This is a genomic window from Clostridium sp. FP2 (genome assembly GCF_011065955.2).
Classification (GTDB): domain Bacteria; phylum Bacillota; class Clostridia; order Clostridiales; family Clostridiaceae; genus Clostridium_AD; species Clostridium_AD tagluense.
In genome coordinates this window covers 3083588-3103669 of record NZ_JAAMNI020000001.1, presented here as the reverse complement: position 1 = coordinate 3103669, position 20082 = coordinate 3083588, and the positions used below count along the sequence as shown (strand labels likewise).

Here is a 20082-nt window from a genome sequence, read left to right as displayed (position 1 = left end):
TTTGGAGGGTAATATATGTCTTATTACGGAGGCTTTCCTGCCTATGTACCAGTAGCCGAGAGAAAAGAGCGTGCAGAAGAAAGTGTCAAAAAATTAAAAAAGAAAAACCCAGATATTTCTCCGGTAGTTATAACAGGTAAAACTATAGCAAAAACTTGGTGGGGAAAATCATGGAACAAGAACTTAGAAAGCTATGCAGATTATGCTAATCGCATAGCTCGCGGACGTAGTTATGTGAAAAATGGAGCAGTATTAGATCTTAAAATAACGAAGGGAAATATAAATGCTCTGGTGCAAGGAAGTGGCTCAAAACCATATAAGCTGGATATTAATATAAAAGCACTACCAAAAAATATTTGGGAAGACATTATAAATCAATGCTTAGGAAAAATAGAATCTATTGAGGAGCTAATTGAAGGAAAATTTCCAAAAGCACTGGCTGATTTGTTTACATCAAAAGGTAATGGACTATTTCCAGCGCCAAGTGAAATAGATTTAAAGTGTAACTGCCCTGACTGGGCAAATATGTGCAAGCACGTAGCAGCAGTTTTATATGGTGTTGGCGCAAAACTTGATGATGAACCAGAACTTTTTTTTATTTTAAGACAGGTAAATATAAATGACCTTATTTCAGAAGCTATCAACAAAAAAACACAGAACTTGCTTGAAAAATCTAAAGCTAAAGGTCGTAGGGTTATTGATGAAACAGATATATTTGATATGTTTGGAATTGATATGGAAGTTCAAGGTGAAGATGAGGTTAAAAAATCTAAACCTAGAAAAAATGAATTAGAAGAAAGTAATACAAAAAATAACGTTAAAGGAGCAAAAAAGAAAATAATTAAGTCAGCTAAAGATAAAATCAAATAAAATTTTGATAGGTAAAAGGAGATGGACTTAATGAATAAGAAAGTTATAAGATTTGGAGTTATAGGAACAAATAATATTACAGATTGGTTCCTAAATGGTGCTGCACAGGTAAAAGATTTCATTTTAACAGCAGTATATTCAAGAAGTGAAGAAAAAGGAAAAGCCTTTGCAGAAAAATATAATGTAGAGCATATTTTTACTGATTTATTTGAAATGGCAAAAAGTGATTTAATTGATGCGGTGTATATTGCATCGCCAAATGCAATTCATGCAGAGCAAGCTATAGTATTTTTAAACCATAAAAAACATGTATTATGTGAAAAAGCTTTAGCATCAAATGCATCACAAGTAATTAGCATGATATATGCTGCAAAAATCAACCAGGTTATTTTAATGGAGGCAATGAAAACAACACAGCTACCTAATTTTAAAATCATTAAAGATAATCTACATAGAATAGGTAAGGTAAGAAAATATTTTGGGAGCTATTGTCAATACTCTTCTAGATATGATAAATATAGAGAAGGAATAGTATTAAATGCATTTAACCAAAACCTATCTAATGGTGGGTTAATGGACATTGGTGTTTATTGTATTCATCCCATGATAAATTTATTTGGTAAACCAAAGGAAATAAAAGCAAATGCTTTAATTTTGGAGTCTGGTGTTGATGGTGAAGGCAGCATAATATTTAAGTATGATGAAATGGATGCTATAGCTATGTATTCAAAAATAACAAATTCAAAATTGCATTCGGAGATTCAAGGAGAAGATGGGAATATAATAATTGAAAATATTAATAAATTTGAAAAGGTAAAAATAGTTTTTAGGGATGGAAAAGAAGAAGATCTAACACAATTTCATAATGAACATGATATGTGCTATGAAATAGAGACCTTTATAACTATGATTAAAAATGGTGACATAAAGGGTAGCTCTAAGTTATTACAAACTTCTAAGTGGGTAATGGAGACGATGGATGAAGCAAGAAAACAAATAGGCTTGGTTTTTCCAGCAGACTTGCAGTAAAATAATATAATATTCAAATAAACAATTTATAAATTATTTACAAGTAAGGAGTGGCGGAACTGTAGGCATGGACATTCAAGAAACATTTTGGAGCAAATGCTACGGAAATGTGACAGATAAGTTTGGAGTTATGTGGCAATTAAGCTATGATAATGGAGGGATTTAATCCATCCTGTAATATGTCATAATCACCATAAAATATTAATGAAGATATACTTTTTAACTAGTTCAACCAAATTTTTATATTATTTGAAGCTACCATATGCGTGGCAACTAATATTATTTATTAACATGGGTAGAATATATAAGAAGAGGTGATCTTATGAAAATCAAGGTAGTGTGGATTTTATTTTTAAGCATGTGCATCATTGTGTGCCCTAGTACCACGGGAGCTATATCTATGGTAAAGGCCGTGAATATGCCAGAGCAACAATTTATAATAGCCCAGGGCAACTTAAAAATTATAAATGCTGTATCTGCTGTTAATCATGGAGGAACTGGTGTTATAACAATACAAGGAAGACCCAATACACAATATAATATAAAGACTTCATATAAAGTAGGAAATAAAACAGTTAGGGTTATTCAATGGCGCACTACAGATAAAACAGGGGTAGCTACCTTTAATTGGATTGTTGGCAATGATACTGCTCCTGGAACATATTCTGCCACAATCTCTGGGGGCGGAGATATACTTAATATAAACCACACAGTGCTTCAATATTAATTTATAAAAACCACATTTGTTTGCAAAAATATTTGCAAAGGATTGTGGCTTTTGTTATTTAAATGGAGTATGTTACAATTAAAATTGAATAAAAAAGGAGGATGACTTATGATTGATTCACATATACACACAGAGTTTTCTTCAGACTCTGAAATGAAACTTCAAAATGGTTTGGACCATGCGAGAAAGATTGGTTTAGGAATGACTATTACAGAGCATCTAGATTTAAAGTTTCCAACAGGAACAGATTTTACTTTTGATATAGATAAATATTTTAATGATTATGAAAAATACAAGGGTAGTAATTTTATGCTTGGAATTGAAATTGGAATGCAAGAGATTTGTTTAGAGGAAAATAGAAAAATAATAAACAAATATCCTTTTGACTATATAATAGGATCTATACATGCAGCTAATGGAGCAGATATTTTCAATCCGAAAACTTATGTAGGTAAAACTAAAAAAGAAGTATTTGAACAATATTTTTCAAGTATGGTAGATTGCGTAAAACAGTATGATTTTATTGATAGTTTAGGACATATCGACTATATATCTAGATATGCTACTTATCAAGATAATGAAATACACTACCATGAATTTAAGGAATATATAGATGAAGTGCTAAAAGCTATAGTACATAATGAAAAAGTAATGGAAATTAATACTAGAAGACTGGGCAGTGTGGAAGCATATAATAATTTAATCCATGTATATAGTGCCTACAAACAAATAGGTGGAAAATATGTAACTATAGGTTCCGATGCACATAATGCAGAGGATATTGGTAACAATTTTATATTAGCTAATAGGATATGCGAGATATGTAATTTGAAACCTGTTTATTTTAAGAATAGAAAAATAGAGTATATGCCCTTGTTATAAAATGTATTTTAGGCACCTTCAAATAATTATACAAGCATCTAACTCTAATTTATTTGAAGGTGCCTTATTTAATTAAATTTTCAAGATTCCAATCTTTGGTAAGCTATTGATCAATTTCGAATCTCCATGGCAGGTCATAAACTGCTCCATTTATTGCAACATAGGCTAGATTACCATTATATTTAGCTAACTTAGTCCTCTTGCCTAATACCTTTATTTTCTAAGGGCTGATTAATTGAAAAATTATAATCATCTTCTAGTAAATCACTTATTTCATAGAGCTTTTTATTAAGTGAATTTTTATAAAAAATTTCATCATCAAAGGTATTAGTATACATCATATTGTATTTGCAATATTCGGCCTGTTTATAAACTTCATACATATATTGGTCCATATTAATATACATTTTTAATTCCCCCTTTTCATTAACAATAACTTTAATTAATTAATTCTTTATAAAGTATATGATTGTGGGGGACGGTTAATAATCACTTGCTCTATTACTTTTAATTAATTTTAAATAGTTGTTAACCCACCTAAATTAATGTTAATATAAGTTACTAGAATGTTTTGAATTAAGGAGAATAAAAATGGGAAATAGCCAGTTAGTTAATCAAGTTATGGTATTATTCATTGTTATGATGGTAGGCTTTTATGCCAAGAAAAAAAATTTTTTTAATATTATCGTTGATAAAGGTCTATCAGAATTGCTATTAAATATAACATTGCCTTTTATGATAGTTACATCATTTAATATTAAATATGAAGCGACCATGGTCAGTAATGCTCAAAAAATTTTAATTTATTCTTTTTTAATACACATAGGTTTAATATTTATTAGTAAGATACTCTTTTTTAAGTTTCCGAGTAACAAACAACAGGTATTTAGGTTTGTAACAATTTTTTGCAATGTTGGGTTTATGGGTTATCCAGTGCTTGAAAGTATTTATGGAGGAGTAGGTGTTTTCTATGCAGCAATATTCAATATTCCTTTCAATCTTTTAGTGTGGACAGTAGGTGTAATGCTCTACACAGGAGAAAAAGATTTTAAATCCATGAGAAAAGCAATAGCAAACCCAGCGATTATAGCAGTATTTATTGGCATAATTTTATTCGTATTTTCAATAAGATTACCTCTACCTATTGAAAATTCGTTAAAATTAGTGGGATCTACTACAACACCAATATCTATGATAATTGTTGGTTCAATGCTGGCGGAAATGAAATTTAAGAATATTTTTTCTGACATTTCTATTTACTATGCTACAGTGGTAAGACTTTTAATAGTTCCAATGCTTATTTATGTAGTTTTAAAATTCTTAAAAGTAGATGAATTATTACTAAACATATGTGTTATACTGCAAGCAATGCCGGCAGCAGTAATAACTGCAATAATTGCTGAAAAACATGGTGGGGATAGTTTACTTGCCTCACAGTGCGTATTTATAACTACAATGGTTTCTGTAATAACTATACCTATAGTAATATTATTTTTATAAATAATTCAATTAATTTTACTATCCATTTAAGTGATACTCTAAAAATAGTACACAGAGTTTACATGTGTACTATTTTTATTTGCAAATAGTTATAGGAATTATTTATCAAAAAGAGTTTTTTTCATATTTTGATATTTCAAAATATAATAATCTCTTTTTGATGAAATTTTATTAAGGGCATGAGATAATATATCAATTTCTGAGTAGCTATTATATAGTCCAAAGCTTATTCTAACCATTCCAGGACGATTTAAGTCAGGATTTGCTATGAGATTACTTGAAAATTCACTAGAAATATTTAGAAGTGAAGCCATGTAGGGCTGAGCACAAAAACATCCACTTCTTACTGAAATACCCCATTCATAGGAAAGAATTTTTGCAACTGTGGCATGGTGAATTCCATCAATATTAAAGGGAATTATACTAACTCTGTCAATTTCTTTAGAAGTGTCACAATATATTTTAAGATTTGGAATGTTTTTCATTTGAGAAATGGCGTAAGCAGTCAATTTTTTTTCAATATGCTCTACATTAGCCATACCAATCTTGCTCAAAGTTTTAATAGCAGATGCCAGAGCTATGGTGCCTATAACATTTGGAGATCCAGCCTCATGCCTCTGCGGCGATTCAGCCCATTTTATAAAGTCATGAGTTACAATATCTACGGTTCCACCACCTACCAAATCAGGGTCACAGTTATCTAAAATATCTTTTGGTCCAATTAATACTCCGATGCCAAAGGGAGCATACATTTTATGGGCAGAGAAGATTAAAAAATCTATATTATATTCTGAGTTCTTATTATTCATAATAAAAGGAGCATGGGGTATTAATTGTGCACCATCCACAAGTAATTTTGAACCAAATCTATGAACTAATTTGGCTATATTGTAGATAGGATTTTTATAGCCTGTTACATTTGAAGCACCTGTAATTGTAACTAGCTTTATATAATTATTATATTTATTTAACTTAGCTTCTAAATCCTCCAAAGATAGCCTTCCAGATGCATCTATAGATATATAGTCTACAATAAATTTATCTCTCCAAGGCAGGTCATTAGAGTGATGCTCCATGTCTGTTGTCAAAATGACATTTTTATTAGAAGACTCGTATAATAAATTGGAAAGAGTGTTAAAAGCTTCAGTGGAATTTTTAACATAAATAACTGTATTGTTACAATCAGCTTTAACAAATTTGCTGACAATATCTCTAGACTCCTCATATAATCTAGTAGTAAGTTGAGACTTAAATCCTTCACCACGATGAATGGAGGAATACCAAGGAGCAAATCTCACAACATCTTCCATAACAGACTTAAAAGGGGGTGTAGTTGCTGCATTATCAAAATTAATTGCAGTAACACTTTTCCCAGATATAAGAGGTACCTTTTTGTTTATGCCAAGGATCAAATCTCTGTAGCTTGTACTATCCTCTCTATAGGACATAATACTCCTCCTCGTAAAATTATTCACAGTATATAGTATTAGTTCTAGGAGGAAAAGGTGATAAAAAAAAGTCATAAATATGGAGAGCAAATACTTTATGAGTCTTTCTTGTTAACGTATTCAAAACACGGATCCTCATTATTAATATAATTTTGTATGGTGAACTCTATATTAACATCCGGTAAAAGTGATAGTAGGGTATCATCTTCAATAATTTTGTAGTATTCAGTAGAATAACAAACTGTAAGTCCAGAATTTTTTAAAATAAATCGTTGCACTTCACCATAGCAGTTTGGTTTTCCACCAGTGGGTTCACCTAAAAATATTGCTGAGGTATTTTCTTTTAAGAAAAAGGAATTTAACAGGGCCGACGAAAAAGTCTCTCGTCCTATTATTATAAAAAGATTACCAGTTTTATTGATTTTATCACAATTTATTATATACTCAATAAATGGATTTAATAATGAAGAATTACCACCAAAGTTATTTCGCAAATCAATTATGAGTTTTTCTACGACATGTGCTTCAATAAAATTGATGAGTTCACTGCAAAAGGTAAACACATCTTTAGGTGGCATATCCTTGCAAGCATTGTATTTAAAGTACACAATACTAGAAGCATCTATGTATTCGAACCAGTAATTTTTGTGACTATTTCTTCTATAAAGAGGTAAATTGGTGCTATACATTAAATCATTATTAATTAAATTGTACAGTTCTTTCCATTCGCCAAGGGGCATAGATTTTATTTCTAAAGTTCTTTCTTTCTTGTTTTTATCTTCAAATGTTAATTCTAAGCTGTCAATATCATTAACAAGTCCCAAATCGTATAGTAATTCAATAGCAGGGAAGTATTTAGGTAGTTGTGATTTAAGATAGGTTTCATTTTCATAAGAAATGATTGAGCTTAAAATATTAATAACCTCTTCCATATCGATGTTGTTTATTTTTATTATTTTGCGATACAGTATTTCCTTGTACTGCTGTGGGGCTACTATTACATAGATTCCATCAGCAAACCAATACAATTCTAAGGGAAGCAAGAGATTAATGTTTAAAGGTACATAGGTGTGAGCATCTCCCATGGAGGCAACAATTTTAGCAATTTCCAGCTTTATTTCATAGTTACTTAGGGATTCAATATCCGTTTTTAAACTGTCTATTTCCTTAAAAAAATCTTCTTTGTTCTTTTGAAAAAATAAATTTTTATGTTTTAGAGAAAGTTCACGAGATAAGAAATTGATATCCTCTAACCATCTTGTATTTCTATTTGAATCCATAGGCTAATCTCCTTTGTTTAGGTTTTTACCTATTATTATCCTACAAAAAACAATGTATTTGTAGGACAATAATATTTTTTGTTAGACATTTATTTATGCATTAACTATTTCATAAGCAGCATTAAAATCAACAGTTATTTGATCACCAGTAAACATATTTTTTATAGTGGCCGTTTTATTTTCTGCTTCTTTTTCACCTATTAAAATTACAAAAGGAATACCTAATTTATCTGCATAGCCAAGTTTCTTTACTAGTTTAGCCTCTTCAAGATATATTTCTGTAATTATGCCCTTATCCCTTAAAAAATTTGCAAGAGAAATTCCATAATCAATATTATTATCAAGAGGTATTACTAGAACTTTTGTTATAGATTTACTAGTATCATTTTTAAAGAAGCCTGCTTCATTTAATTGATAAAATAATCTAGTAAGGCCGATTGATATGCCTACTCCTGGTAGTTTTTGTTTTGTATAGTGTTCTGCTAAATTGTCGTAGCGTCCACCTGAACACACAGAACCAATAGACGGGTATTCATTTAAAAATGTTTCATAAACTGTTCCTGTGTAATAATCAAGACCTCTGGTTATTTTTAAATCTATTTTAAAATTATCATCTGGAACACCAAACAATTTTACATATTTAGTAACTGCTGAAAGCTCGCATACACCATCTTTGAAGTTTGCATTAGAAATATTTAAATTGTTTAATAATAATAAAATATCCTGATTGTTTCCACTTATATTAATAAATTCAAAGATTTTTTCTACGATTTCGAAACTTAAGCCACAACTTAATAGCTCCTGGGTGGCATTTGATGTCCCAATTTTATCAATAACTCTTAAAACCTCTGAACTATCTTGAATTTGCAGTGCCTCAAAAAATCCATTTAACAGCTTTCTATTGTTTATTTTTATAGTGAAATCCTGGAAGCCTAGGTTATTGAATACTGAATAAATAATACTAGGTATTTCAGCATCATTCAAAATATTTAAATTGCCATTACCAACAATATCAATGTCACATTGGTAAAATTCACGAAAGCGCCCCTTTTGGTTTCTCTCTCCTCTATATACTTTGCCAATTTGGTATCTTCTAAAAGGGAAAGTTAAAGAACTATAATTTTGAGCCACATACCTGGCTAGGGGCACAGTTAAATCAAATCTAAGGGATAAATCAGTACTACCCTTTAAAAATCTATAAATTTGCTTTTCAGTTTCTCCTCCTCCTTTTGCCAGTAGAATTTCAGATTTCTCTATTATAGGTGTATCTATGGACATAAATCCAAAGCTTTCATAAGTCTTCCTTATTGTATCTGCTAATTTGTTGAACTGAATTTGATCCCCTGGCAGTAACTCCATAAAGCCAGGCAAAATAGATGGTTTTACCATGTCGATTTTCATTTTTAATACCTCCTTAAAAAATATAAAAAACCCTAGGCAAGTGATGTAAATACGTGGAAGCTATCCCTCAGAATCATTTTTTAAATTATACTATACATATTTAATTCCTTCAACAATTACTAAAAACTTCTTTATGCGTGAATCTTTTTTTAAATATAAAAGCGGATATATATATAATTATAATCCATAATTTTGAGCATTATGGATATACAGATAGATTATTAATGAATAATTCAATAATTTAGCTTATTATTGTAAATAATATTGAAAAATCCGCATATTTATAGTTGACAACTTTACTAGGGTTTGATATTATAATTTATAGAAAGTATAGTAAAACACTCTACTTTGAAGGAGTGATTATATGAAATTATCTACTAAGGGAAGATATGGTGTTAAAGCCATGGTAGATTTAGCTATAAATTATGGAGAACAACCTATATCTATAAAAAGTATATCTGAAAGACAAAGTATTTCTGAATATTATTTAGAACAATTATTTTCTTCTCTTAGGAAGGCTAAACTTATTAAAAGTGTAAGAGGAGCTCAAGGCGGTTATATACTAAATAGAGCACCAGAGGAAATAACAATATATGATGTTATTAATGTGCTTGAAGGACCAATTGAAATCTCGGATTGTCTTGAAGAAGGCTCTTGCAATAAAATTGATTGTTGTGCTACCAGATTATTATGGAAAAAAATAAAAAACAGTATAGATAGTGTAACATCCTCAATAACCTTAAAAGATATTGTTGATGATTATAATGAAATAACATTAAATAAAGGAGTGAAAGATAATGAATAAATCAATTTACATGGACCATGCTGCAACAACTTATACTAAACCAGAAGTTTTAGAAGAGATGATTCCTTATTTCACAACATACTTTGGAAATCCATCATCAATTTATACTCTAGCAAGAGAAACTAAAAAAGCCATTGATGTTGCGAGAGATAAGATTGCAAAAGCTATAAATGCCAATGAAAATGAAATTTTCTTTACAGGTGGAGGTTCAGAAGCAGATAATTGGGCAATAAAAGGAATAGCTTCTGCGTATAAGCAAAAGGGAAATCATATAATAACAACAACAATTGAACATCATGCCGTATTACATACTTGTGAATATTTAGCTAAGAATGGATATGAAATTACATATTTACCAGTAGACGAATATGGTCTTATAAATATTAAAGATTTAGAAAATGCTATTACCGATAAAACTATATTAGTATCAATAATGTTTGCCAATAATGAAATTGGAACAATAGAGCCAATAAAAGAAATAGGAGCATTATGCAGAAGTAAGAAAATACTTTTTCATACAGATGCAGTTCAAGCTGTAGGTCATATTCCAGTAGACGTAAAAGAAATGAATATAGATTTATTATCAATAGCTGCTCATAAATTTTATGGTCCTAAGGGCGTTGGAGCATTATATGTAAAAAAAGGTATTAAAATAGATAATTTAATACATGGTGGTGGACAAGAAAGAAATAGAAGAGCTGGTACTGAAAATGTGGCTGGCATAGTGGGTTTTGGTAAAGCTATTGAACTAGCAACTCAAAACATGGAAGAAAACAATAAAAAGCTAGTTTATTTAAGAGATAAACTTATGAATGGATTATTAGAAATACCACATACAAGATTAAATGGACCAAGAGGAGAAAATAGACTTCCTGGTAATTCAAATATATGCTTTAGGTTTATAGAAGGCGAATCTATACTACTTATGTTAGATGCGAATGGTATAGCAGGTTCTAGCGGAAGTGCATGTACATCTGGATCTTTAGATCCATCTCACGTTCTACTAGCAATAGGACTAGAGCATGAGATAGCTCATGGATCTCTAAGATTATCTTTAGGTGATGAAACTACTGAAGAAGAAGTAGACTTTGTATTAAAAACAGTTCCAGGGATTATTCAAAGATTAAGAGATATGTCACCATTATACGATGACTACTTAAAGAAAGGGGAAAATTAATATGATATACAGCGAAAAAGTTATGGACCATTTTACAAACCCAAGAAATGTAGGGGAAATTATAAATGCTGATGGAATCGGTGAAGTTGGTAACGCTAAATGTGGAGACATTATGAAGGTGTATTTGAAAGTAGAAAATAATATAGTGATAGATGCAAAGTTTAAAACTTTTGGTTGTGGATCTGCTATAGCATCTTCAAGTATGGCGACAGAGCTTATTAAAGGTAAATCTGTAGATGATGCATGGACTTTAACAAATCAAGCTGTGGCTGAAGCCTTAGATGGGCTTCCACCAATAAAAATGCATTGCTCGGTCCTTGCTGAAGAAGCTATACACAAAGCAATTAATGATTATAGAAGCAAAGCAGGACTTGAAGTATGGGATTACACAGAACACGATGATATACATGCCGAGGTGCACGGAGAATAGGGGATATTAGATGAAAAAAGTAGTTATTGGAATGAGTGGAGGAGTAGATAGCTCTGTAGCTGCATATCTTTTGAAAGAGCAAGGCTATGAAGTTATAGGAATTATGATGAAGCTCTCTGAGAATAATCCTGATTATGAAGAAAATGAAGGTGGATGTTGTTCTATTTCTGCTGCAAATGACGCAAGGCGTGTTGCAGATGTACTGGATATTCCATTTTACGTTATGAATTTTAAGGATGCTTTTAAAACAAATGTTATTGATAACTTTATTGATGAATATATGGAAGGTAGAACGCCTAACCCATGTATTGTGTGTAATAAAGATATTAAATTCAAAGAGTTTTTAAGGAAAGCAGAAGCCCTTGGAGCTGATTATATAGCTACAGGTCACTATGCTAAAATTGAAAAACAAGAAGATAGATATGTGCTTAAAAAAGCAGATGATAATAAAAAAGACCAAACTTATGCTTTGTATAGTTTAACTCAATATCAATTAAGTCATACTTTAATGCCTTGTGGGGACTATTCAAAGCCAGAAATACGAAATATTGCAGAGAAAATTGGACTAGAAGTTTTTAGAAAAAAAGATAGTCAAGAAATTTGTTTTATACCTGACAACGACCATGGAGCTTATATTAAAAAGTATAGTGGTAGGGAAATAAAATCAGGTAGCTTTGTTGATAAAAAGGGAAAAATTTTAGGAACACATAAAGGAATAGTCTACTATACTATAGGTCAGCGAAAAGGACTAGGTATAGCACTAGGAAAGCCTGTTTTTGTTACTGATATTAACCCATTAACTAACCAAGTGGTTTTAGGTGGCGAAGAGGATATTTTTAAAACTGAGCTTATCGCAAAAGAGTTAAATTTCATTCTATTTGATAAACTTGAGGCTAGTTTGAGAGTTACAGCTAAGATTAGATATTCTGCACAGCCACAACTCGCTACTTTGATTCCATTAGAAAACAATAGGGTAAAAGTTGTTTTTGATGATAAGCAAAGAGCTATAACCAAAGGACAATCAGTAGTTTTTTATTCGGAAAACCTAGTAGTGGGTGGAGGTATAATAGAAGAAGTTTTATAAATACATAGCATATTCAAATAAACAACAAGTAAATATACTAGCTACTGACTTGTTATTTATTTAAATGTGCTTTATATATAAAGCTACTTTGGTGGATAATTTAAGCAGAGGGGTATCTAGTTAAAAGACTAGGTATCCCTCTGTATTTATAAGGAGAAAAGGAGAATAATTATGATGTATAGTGATAAAGTTATGGAGCATTTTTATAGTCCAAGAAATGTTGGAATATTAGGTGATGCTAACGGTATTGGAGAGGCGGGAGACCCTAATTGCGGGGATATAATGAAAATTTATATAAAAGTTGAAGATAATATAATAAAGAGCGTTAAGTTTAAAGCTTTTGGTTGTGGGTCTGCCATAGCGTCTTCTAGCATAGCTACAGAACTTGTAAAGGGCAAAACCACAGAGGAGGCCTGGAAACTTACCAACAAATCAGTTATTGAAGCGCTGGAAGGATTACCGTCTTCAAAAGTGCATTGCTCAGTGCTAGCAGAACAAACTATACATAATGCAATAAATAATTATAGAGGGTTACAAAATCTTGAGCTTTGGAAAGATGATTTAAAATAAATATCTTTAATAAGACTAAAATTTTTTTCTCAGAGGATGCTATAACGAAAAGTATATATCGCTAGGAATGCGTTCACTTTTGTTAGCATTCTTTAAGAAAAAATAGTTTATTTTCAACAATTATATTTATTTATGTAATAATTCCTAGACTAATTGGAAAACATAACTATAAAATAATTAAGTTGTTTTCATGTAGGAGATATTATGTTTAAAAGCAAAGATTTTATATTTATGGATGTTGTCACTGTAGAAGGTAAAAAAATAGGATTTATCAAAGATCTTTTAATCGATTTTAATAGAGGAAAGGTAATTGGATTTGAAGTATCTCCTTATAAATTTTTTCATAAAAACGTAAGTGTATTAAAAGAAGACATTGTATATTTTAATAAACATATGGTAGTGAAAAAAATTGAGAAAAATAAATATCTGCCTTTGCATAGCTTTGTTAATATGGATGTTATAGATAAATGTAGAAATGTATTTGGTATGGTTGAAGATATTACTTTTACATATGATACCTTTGAAATTAAAGGGATTATAGTGTCTTCTGGATTTATTACAAATTTGCTTAGAGGGAAGAGAATAATTTTAATAAATGAATTAATACTTGGAGAAGAAAATCTTTTATACCTTCCCAATTGCCATAATCCTTTTTTAAAGAGTATGCCACATAACTTCTTCGTGGAGGGCAAAGCTCATGAAGAAAATTAGTAAAAAGAAATTAATTATTACAATTATAAGTATTGTTTTTTTTATGGTAGTTGTCCTTATAGCAATAAGGATACCTATTATTAAACAATTACTAAATTTAGTGTTCATTTCATTTATTGTAGCATATATACTAAAACCTCTATATATGCTTTTGATCGGAAAAGGTGTAAATAAAAAAGCAGCCTCTTCACTGATAATAGTGGGACTAATAGGCTTAATATTATTAACATTTGTGGTGCTAATTCCGTCAATATTTAGGGAAGGCTTAAACATTAGTAAGGCAATTTATGATTTAGAAAATTATTTAACCCATGTAAATATGAAATTTAAAATATTAACCACGAACAAGTTCATGAGTAGTATTATGAATACTATATACCACAAATTAAATGCTCAAATACTTGTAATATTCGATAATATATTTGACTCTATTATGGGACTTGGTGAGAATATAATTACTTATATGGTTTCGCCTCTAATAATTTATTATTTTTTATGCGATAGTGAGAATATGATAAATAAGACATTGATAGTATTTCCTCCTGAGAGCAGAAACATAATAAAAAAAATAATAGATGATATTGATAAAGTATTGGGACGATATATTATGAGTCAACTTATTTTATGTGGAATTATAAGTATTGCTACTTTTTTTATTTTAATGTTTATGAAAGTTGATTTTCCACTTATACTTTCTTTGATAAATGGAATTTTCAATATAATACCTTATTTTGGGCCTATATTTGGTGTAATACCTGCGATTTTAATAGGGCTACTTGCTTCACCTAAAATAGCTTTATATACAGCATTGTGGCTATTTGCACTTCAGCAAATTGAAGGAAATATATTGTCTCCAAAAATAATTGGAGAAAGCATAAGTATGCATCCCTTAACAGTAATATTACTATTAATCTTAGGTGGGAAAGTTGGCGGAATTTTAGGTATGATACTTGCTGTACCACTAGGGGTTGTGATTAAAGTTGTATACGAGGACTTAAACTATTATTTGTTTTAAGAATTATAAAAATATTTTTTTATATATTCTATGTATTGATGTGTTAAGGTAAAATATGCTATAATAATACAAGTATAATTTAATACTTGGTAATGATAAGAACCAGTAAATATATTTTTGCATTTAGAGAGGAAGTGGATGGTGAAAACTTCTTGCTAGATATATTGAAGCTATCTTTGAACCGTTTTTCTTGAGAGATATTGCAGCGTAATTAATTTTTATTAATTATATAGCGGTATAATTAGGGTGGTAACGCGGAAAACTTTCGTCCCTTGGTTTAGGGGAGTAAAGTTTTTTTTTATTATAAAAAATTATAAGATTTTAAATTCTACAACAAAATATGATTAATAAACGGAGGAGATATTATGGAAAAATTAGGATTAAATGAAATTAGAGAATCCTTTCTAAAATTTTTTGAAGGTAAAGAGCATCTTAGACTGGAGAGTTTTCCTCTAGTACCTAAGAATGATGCTAGTCTATTACTTGTAAATGCAGGTATGCAACCACTTAAACCATATTTTACAGGAATACAAACACCACCTAGCAGCAGAATAACTAATTGTCAAAAATGTATTAGAACAGGAGATATTGAGAATGTAGGAAAGACCTCTAGACATGGTACTTTCTTTGAGATGCTTGGAAATTTTTCTTTTGGAGATTATTTTAAGAAAGAGATTATCCCGTGGGCTTGGGAATATATAACAGTGGTTTTAAATATACCAAAAGAAAGTTTATATGTAACCATATATTTAGAAGATGATGAGGCTTTTGATATATGGAGTAAAAATACAGACGTTGATCCGACCCGTATTTTTAGATTAGGAAAAGAAGATAATTTCTGGGAAATAGGTCAGGGACCTTGTGGACCAAGTTCAGAAATACACTTTGATAGAAATGTAGAACTCGGTCAAATAAAAACTGCAGAAGAGTTTCTTAAAGCAGGAAATGAAGATAGAGTAATAGAATTTTGGAATTTAGTATTCACTCAATTTGACAAAGATGAGCAGGGCAACTACAACAAATTAAAGAATCCCAATATAGATACAGGTATGGGGCTTGAGAGAATAGCCACTATAATGCAAGGAACCAACAGTATCTTTGAAGTAGATACTATAAAAAATATTTTAGACGAAGTTTCAAGGGTATCAAAAGTAAAGTATGGAGAAACTCGCACCGAGGATATATCACTCCGGATTATAACAGACCATGTTAGAAGTACAATTTTCATGATAAGCGATGGGGTACTTCCATCTAATGAGGGCAGAGGATATGTTCTTAGGAGACTAATTAGGCGGGCAGCAAGACATGGTAAATTACTTGGAATTAAAAATGCTTTTTTAAATAAACTTTGTAACATTGTTATTGAAAATTCCTTTAAAGCATATCCTGAATTAAAAGAAAAAGCAGGTTATATTAAAAAGGTTATAAAACTTGAAGAGGAAAGATTTTCAGAAACTTTAGATTCTGGTATGGATATTTTGAAAACTTATATTGAAGAGCTTAAAAGCAATAACAATAAGATTTTAAGTGGAGATAAAGCTTTTAAATTATACGACACCTTTGGTTTTCCATATGAGCTTACAGAGGAAATACTAGAAGACGCGGGCATAGGAATTGATTTAGAAGGTTTTAATAGTGAAATGCAAAGTCAAAGACAAAGAGCAAGATCTGCCAGAGGACATTCAAATTATATGGGTAATGGAGAAAATGAACTAAATTTAATTCCTAAAAATATAGAAACTAAATTTAATGGATATGATAAAACGGAGTTACAATCGGTAGTTAAAGTTTTAATTAGTGGTGAAGAGGTTGTTTCTGAGCTAGCAAAGGGTTCAAAAGGCATTATTGTAACAGAAGTTACTCCTTTTTATGCTGAAATGGGAGGACAAATTTTTGACAAAGGAATAATCTTTAATGATAATTTCAAGGCTGAGGTTTATGATTGCCAAAAGAATGCTTCTGGTAAAATTGTGCACTTTGCTTTGATGCTAGAAGGAACATTAAAAACAGATGAATTCGTAACCCTAAGGGTTGAAAAGAAAAGACGAACTGAAATTGGTAGGAATCATACTGCAACTCATATGCTTCAAGAAGCATTAAAAAGAGTTTTAGGTGATCATGTTCATCAATCAGGCTCTTATGTAGATGAGGACAGGTTAAGATTCGATTTCACCCATTTTTCTGCGCTAACGCAGGAAGAAATTATTAAAGTTGAAGAGCTTGTAAATAACAATATTATGCAATCATATAAGGTAGAAACTAATATTATGACTATTGATAAAGCTAAGGAAAGTGGAGCTATAGCATTATTTGATGAAAAATATCAAGATGATGTTAGAGTTGTGTCTGTGGGAGGATATAGTAAGGAACTTTGTGGTGGTACTCATGTAAGAAACTCAGGGGAAATTGGAATGTTTAAAATTTTATCTGAAGCTGGAGTAGCTGCTGGAGTTAGAAGAATTGAAGCCATAACTGGTAGTAACTCTATAAAATATTTAGAAGAAAAAGATAATTTAATAAAAGAAATTGCTAGTACATTAAAATGCTCAGAAAAAGACATAACAAATAAATTACAAATTCAATTGGCAGAATTAAAAGATAAAGAAAAGGAAATACTATCCTTAAAAGGAAAGTTAGCTGCCTCTTCAATAGATGAAATTTTAGACGATATTAAAGAAGTTAAGGGTGTTAAAGTTATTTGTGGAGTTGTAAAGGGCATAGATGGTGATGCGCTAAGAGATTTAGCTGATAAACTTCGCGATAAACTTGGTGATGGCATAGTTGTGCTCGGAAGTGCCACAAATGATAAAGTTGAATTTGTTGCAATGGCATCTAAGTCTGCTATAGATAGTGGAGTCCACTGTGGAAAAATAATTAAAGAAGTTGCTAAAATTGCTGGTGGCGGTGGCGGTGGAAGACCGGATATGGCTCAAGCAGGTGGAAAGCTTCCTGAAAAATTAGAGGAAGCAATAGCTAATGTACCTTCCATTATTGAAACATTTGTAAAATAGTATACTTTTTGCAACAGATGTTTTATAATATAATTATTAATAAGTAAATTAATTATCGTTAGTATGTAATTATGGAACTTATTGTAACTAATAAACTGTAATATATTAGAAAGTTGTGTGGCAATATATTTACAATGTTTAATTTACAGTGTTTAGCTTATAATAAGGAAAGGGGTGAATACAATGGATACTAATCAAAATACAGTCCAATTTGATTTTGTAAAAGATAAAAAAGATTTAACAAAAACTATTTTGACTGACGTGTATAATTCACTTATAAAAAAGGGGTATAACCCTGTAAATCAAATGGTAGGTTATTTGATTTCAGGAGATCCCACATATATAACGAATTACAATGGAGCAAGAGCGTTAGTAAGAAAGCTAGAGAGGGATGAAATCTTAGAAGAAGTTTTGAAATCTTATCTAGATATCAAAAAATAAAATGCCCATAAGGGCATTTTGTTTTTTTAAATTAACGACATTTCATCATCGAAGATGATGACGACTAGTCTCATAGATTAATTAAGCTATTATTAAAGGAGTATGTGAATGAGAGTATTAGGTTTAGATATTGGAGATAGAACAATAGGAGTAGCTGTATGTGATCCACTAGGATTAACAGCACAAGGAATCACAACAATCAAAAGGAAAAGCATAGTTTTAGATATTGAAGAACTTGCTAAAATATGCAAAGACTACGATGTAGAAACCATTGTTTCAGGGCTTCCTAAAAACATGAATGGAACCATAGGACCACAAGGAGAAAAGGTTCAACGTTTTTGTGATGCGCTCAAAGAAACCTTGGATTTAGAAGTAAAAATGTGGGATGAAAGATTGACTACAGTAGCTGCTAATAGAGTAATGCTAGAGGGTGATTTGTCTAGGTCAAAACGAAAAAAAATTGTAGATAAAATTGCAGCTACATTCATTTTGCAAGGATATTTAGATAGCTTAGGTACACGTCTATAGTCTATTTCATTTACAAAATATGTAACTGGAGTTTAAATAGTAATAATTATATAATTGAAGGGAGATAATAAAATGGAAAACAATGTTGAAACTATATTATTAAACGATGAAGAGGGCAAGGAAACAGAATTCGATGTACTAACTAAATTAGACATTGAAGATAAGGAATATCTTATAGTTGCACCAACTGGGGAAGAAGACATTGATGCAATAGCATTAAGAATTGATAAGGATGCAGAGGGTAATGATATCCTAGTAACAATAGAAGACGATGAAGAGTTTGAAATGATTTCAGAAGCTTACGAAACAATTTTTTCTGAGGAAGATTAATCGTTTTTTAGTGAATATTTATACCAGTTAACCTGTTTTGTTGAAACTAAATGATTATCAATTGACAATATCACAATAAGGTATTAAAATAATACTATAGTAAATATATTTTATTTTTTGAACCGAATGATATTTATGAAGAGGAGTGCATATATGTCGAATTTATCTCCAGAGACAATTGAGAGTTTAAAGGAAACCTTAAAACAAGAGGGATATAAGCTTACTCCACAGAGGAGAGCTATTTTAAATGGTATAATTAAGAGCGAAGGTAGCCATCTTACTGCGGAAGAACTATATGACTTGGTTAAAACCGACTGCCCAGAAATAGGTCTTGCTACAGTGTATAGGACAATTCAACTTTTAGAAGAGATGAATGTAATTCGAAAGCTAGATTTAGATGATGGGTGCAGTAGATATGAACTTATCCATGAAGATGAGAATCATCAACACCATCACTTAATATGCAATCGCTGTGGTAAAGTATTAGAGGTACAGGGAGATTTGCTTGATGAGCTAGAAGCAATTGTTGAAAAAAAATACAATTTTAAGGTTGAAGATCATAGTTTGAAATTCTATGGTGTTTGTGATAAATGCTTAGATAAATAGTATAGGCGATTTTAGTTTTTTGATTAAAGGAACTAATTGAATTATAAAATACTATTTGTTTAATATTTTAAATGATACAATTGGGGTAGACTTATCTTTTGGTAATAATGTATAATAGAACTAGTTGACTTTTTTGCAAGATAATATTAGAATAAGTATAGTAAATGCGAAAATTGGATACTTCAAGGCGTATCCAATTTTTGTTTGTGCAAAATGTGGAAACTTACGAAAAAAAAA

The 20082-nt window shown here is 30.5% G+C and carries 21 protein-coding genes and 1 other annotated feature; of the genes, 17 read left to right on the top strand and 4 right to left on the bottom strand.

Going from position 1 to position 20082, the window contains the following annotated elements; all coding sequences use genetic code 11:
- Window positions 1–15: 15 nt before the first annotated feature.
- From G9F71_RS14975 to G9F71_RS14960, 4 genes are all read left to right on the top strand, one after another.
- Complete coding sequence (locus G9F71_RS14975) at window positions 16–870, top strand: SWIM zinc finger family protein (protein ID WP_187353475.1); 855 nt, start codon at window positions 16–18, stop codon at window positions 868–870.
- Between the two features lie 30 nt (window positions 871–900).
- Window positions 901–1899, top strand: coding sequence for a Gfo/Idh/MocA family protein (locus G9F71_RS14970; protein WP_164949878.1), 999 nt, complete (start codon window positions 901–903; stop codon window positions 1897–1899).
- Between the two features lie 322 nt (window positions 1900–2221).
- Window positions 2222–2626: a hypothetical protein gene (locus G9F71_RS14965; RefSeq protein ID WP_164949877.1), complete on the top strand. Its 405-nt coding sequence runs from the start codon at window positions 2222–2224 to the stop codon at window positions 2624–2626.
- Between the two features lie 108 nt (window positions 2627–2734).
- Window positions 2735–3508 carry a histidinol phosphate phosphatase gene (locus G9F71_RS14960; RefSeq protein WP_164949876.1) on the top strand — a complete coding sequence of 258 codons (774 nt, stop codon included), beginning with the start codon at window positions 2735–2737 and terminating at the stop codon, window positions 3506–3508.
- A gap of 191 nt (window positions 3509–3699) precedes the next feature.
- On the opposite strand, the gene G9F71_RS14955 is transcribed toward G9F71_RS14960, so the two are convergent.
- On the bottom strand, window positions 3700–3915 hold the full coding sequence (locus G9F71_RS14955; RefSeq protein WP_164949875.1) for a hypothetical protein: 216 nt from the start codon (window positions 3913–3915) through the stop codon (window positions 3700–3702).
- Between the two features lie 184 nt (window positions 3916–4099).
- On the opposite strand from G9F71_RS14955, the gene G9F71_RS14950 reads away from it, so the two are divergent.
- Entirely contained in the window at window positions 4100–5008 is a 909-nt protein-coding gene (locus tag G9F71_RS14950; RefSeq protein WP_164949874.1) for an AEC family transporter, read from the top strand.
- Between the two features lie 98 nt (window positions 5009–5106).
- Here the strand turns inward: G9F71_RS14950 and G9F71_RS14945 are convergent, their stop codons facing one another.
- The 3 genes from G9F71_RS14945 to hisS form a co-directional block, all read right to left on the bottom strand.
- A complete protein-coding gene (locus tag G9F71_RS14945; protein WP_164949873.1) occupies window positions 5107–6456 on the bottom strand; it encodes an aminotransferase class V-fold PLP-dependent enzyme in 1350 nt (449 codons plus the stop codon).
- Between the two features lie 95 nt (window positions 6457–6551).
- A complete protein-coding gene (locus G9F71_RS14940) occupies window positions 6552–7736 on the bottom strand; it encodes a S41 family peptidase (protein WP_164949872.1) in 1185 nt (394 codons plus the stop codon).
- Between the two features lie 93 nt (window positions 7737–7829).
- Window positions 7830–9137 (bottom strand): histidine--tRNA ligase, encoded by a 1308-nt coding sequence (hisS, locus tag G9F71_RS14935; RefSeq protein WP_164949871.1) that lies wholly within the window; start codon window positions 9135–9137, stop codon window positions 7830–7832.
- Window positions 9138–9501: 364 nt separating this feature from the next.
- Between hisS and G9F71_RS14930 the strand changes: the two genes are divergently transcribed.
- From G9F71_RS14930 to G9F71_RS14875, 12 genes are all read left to right on the top strand, one after another.
- Window positions 9502–9942, top strand: coding sequence for an RrF2 family transcriptional regulator (locus G9F71_RS14930; protein WP_125004693.1), 441 nt, complete (start codon window positions 9502–9504; stop codon window positions 9940–9942).
- The gene (gene nifS / locus G9F71_RS14925) at window positions 9935–11119 is read left to right on the top strand and encodes a cysteine desulfurase NifS (RefSeq protein WP_164949870.1); all 1185 of its coding nucleotides are present in this window, start codon (window positions 9935–9937) and stop codon (window positions 11117–11119) included. The genes G9F71_RS14930 and nifS overlap by 8 nt, the downstream gene beginning before the upstream one ends.
- A 1-nt stretch (window position 11120) precedes the next feature.
- On the top strand, window positions 11121–11549 hold the full coding sequence (nifU, locus tag G9F71_RS14920; protein ID WP_125004697.1) for a Fe-S cluster assembly scaffold protein NifU: 429 nt from the start codon (window positions 11121–11123) through the stop codon (window positions 11547–11549).
- 10 nt (window positions 11550–11559) lie between these two features.
- On the top strand, window positions 11560–12633 hold the full coding sequence (gene mnmA / locus G9F71_RS14915) for a tRNA 2-thiouridine(34) synthase MnmA (protein ID WP_164949869.1): 1074 nt from the start codon (window positions 11560–11562) through the stop codon (window positions 12631–12633).
- A gap of 171 nt (window positions 12634–12804) precedes the next feature.
- Window positions 12805–13203, top strand: a complete 399-nt coding sequence (gene nifU, locus G9F71_RS14910; protein ID WP_125004701.1) for a Fe-S cluster assembly scaffold protein NifU — start codon at window positions 12805–12807, stop codon at window positions 13201–13203.
- A 204-nt stretch (window positions 13204–13407) separates the two neighbouring features.
- Window positions 13408–13914, top strand: a complete 507-nt coding sequence (locus G9F71_RS14905) for a PRC-barrel domain-containing protein (RefSeq protein ID WP_164949868.1) — start codon at window positions 13408–13410, stop codon at window positions 13912–13914.
- The gene (locus G9F71_RS14900; protein WP_164949867.1) at window positions 13901–14929 is read left to right on the top strand and encodes an AI-2E family transporter; all 1029 of its coding nucleotides are present in this window, start codon (window positions 13901–13903) and stop codon (window positions 14927–14929) included. The genes G9F71_RS14905 and G9F71_RS14900 overlap by 14 nt, the downstream gene beginning before the upstream one ends.
- 83 nt (window positions 14930–15012) lie before the next feature.
- Window positions 15013–15205: a binding site (T-box leader), on the top strand.
- An 89-nt stretch (window positions 15206–15294) separates the two neighbouring features.
- Window positions 15295–17940, top strand: coding sequence for an alanine--tRNA ligase (gene alaS, locus G9F71_RS14895; RefSeq protein ID WP_164949866.1), 2646 nt, complete (start codon window positions 15295–15297; stop codon window positions 17938–17940).
- A 183-nt stretch (window positions 17941–18123) separates the two neighbouring features.
- Window positions 18124–18381 (top strand): IreB family regulatory phosphoprotein, encoded by a 258-nt coding sequence (locus G9F71_RS14890; RefSeq protein ID WP_125004709.1) that lies wholly within the window; start codon window positions 18124–18126, stop codon window positions 18379–18381.
- Between the two features lie 108 nt (window positions 18382–18489).
- Complete coding sequence (gene ruvX, locus G9F71_RS14885; RefSeq protein ID WP_164949865.1) at window positions 18490–18909, top strand: Holliday junction resolvase RuvX; 420 nt, start codon at window positions 18490–18492, stop codon at window positions 18907–18909.
- A 72-nt stretch (window positions 18910–18981) separates the two neighbouring features.
- A complete protein-coding gene (locus G9F71_RS14880; RefSeq protein ID WP_125004713.1) occupies window positions 18982–19239 on the top strand; it encodes a DUF1292 domain-containing protein in 258 nt (85 codons plus the stop codon).
- A gap of 153 nt (window positions 19240–19392) precedes the next feature.
- The gene (locus tag G9F71_RS14875; protein WP_164949864.1) at window positions 19393–19845 is read left to right on the top strand and encodes a Fur family transcriptional regulator; all 453 of its coding nucleotides are present in this window, start codon (window positions 19393–19395) and stop codon (window positions 19843–19845) included.
- Window positions 19846–20082 lie beyond the last annotated feature (237 nt).

Bases quoted from the DNA above. Each gene is read 5' to 3' on its own strand.
- G9F71_RS14975 (WP_187353475.1), top strand. From the start codon at position 16: ATGTCTTATTACGGAGGCTTTCCTGCCTATGTACCAGTAGCCGAGAGA.
- G9F71_RS14970 (WP_164949878.1), top strand. From the start codon at position 901: ATGAATAAGAAAGTTATAAGATTTGGAGTTATAGGAACAAATAATATT.
- G9F71_RS14965 (WP_164949877.1), top strand. From the start codon at position 2,222: ATGAAAATCAAGGTAGTGTGGATTTTATTTTTAAGCATGTGCATCATT.
- G9F71_RS14960 (WP_164949876.1), top strand. From the start codon at position 2,735: ATGATTGATTCACATATACACACAGAGTTTTCTTCAGACTCTGAAATG.
- G9F71_RS14955 (WP_164949875.1), bottom strand. From the start codon at position 3,915: ATGTATATTAATATGGACCAATATATGTATGAAGTTTATAAACAGGCC.
- G9F71_RS14950 (WP_164949874.1), top strand. From the start codon at position 4,100: ATGGGAAATAGCCAGTTAGTTAATCAAGTTATGGTATTATTCATTGTT.
- G9F71_RS14945 (WP_164949873.1), bottom strand. From the start codon at position 6,456: ATGTCCTATAGAGAGGATAGTACAAGCTACAGAGATTTGATCCTTGGC.
- G9F71_RS14940 (WP_164949872.1), bottom strand. From the start codon at position 7,736: ATGGATTCAAATAGAAATACAAGATGGTTAGAGGATATCAATTTCTTA.
- hisS (WP_164949871.1), bottom strand. From the start codon at position 9,137: ATGAAAATCGACATGGTAAAACCATCTATTTTGCCTGGCTTTATGGAG.
- G9F71_RS14930 (WP_125004693.1), top strand. From the start codon at position 9,502: ATGAAATTATCTACTAAGGGAAGATATGGTGTTAAAGCCATGGTAGAT.
- nifS (WP_164949870.1), top strand. From the start codon at position 9,935: ATGAATAAATCAATTTACATGGACCATGCTGCAACAACTTATACTAAA.
- nifU (WP_125004697.1), top strand. From the start codon at position 11,121: ATGATATACAGCGAAAAAGTTATGGACCATTTTACAAACCCAAGAAAT.
- mnmA (WP_164949869.1), top strand. From the start codon at position 11,560: ATGAAAAAAGTAGTTATTGGAATGAGTGGAGGAGTAGATAGCTCTGTA.
- nifU (WP_125004701.1), top strand. From the start codon at position 12,805: ATGATGTATAGTGATAAAGTTATGGAGCATTTTTATAGTCCAAGAAAT.
- G9F71_RS14905 (WP_164949868.1), top strand. From the start codon at position 13,408: ATGTTTAAAAGCAAAGATTTTATATTTATGGATGTTGTCACTGTAGAA.
- G9F71_RS14900 (WP_164949867.1), top strand. From the start codon at position 13,901: ATGAAGAAAATTAGTAAAAAGAAATTAATTATTACAATTATAAGTATT.
- alaS (WP_164949866.1), top strand. From the start codon at position 15,295: ATGGAAAAATTAGGATTAAATGAAATTAGAGAATCCTTTCTAAAATTT.
- G9F71_RS14890 (WP_125004709.1), top strand. From the start codon at position 18,124: ATGGATACTAATCAAAATACAGTCCAATTTGATTTTGTAAAAGATAAA.
- ruvX (WP_164949865.1), top strand. From the start codon at position 18,490: ATGAGAGTATTAGGTTTAGATATTGGAGATAGAACAATAGGAGTAGCT.
- G9F71_RS14880 (WP_125004713.1), top strand. From the start codon at position 18,982: ATGGAAAACAATGTTGAAACTATATTATTAAACGATGAAGAGGGCAAG.
- G9F71_RS14875 (WP_164949864.1), top strand. From the start codon at position 19,393: ATGTCGAATTTATCTCCAGAGACAATTGAGAGTTTAAAGGAAACCTTA.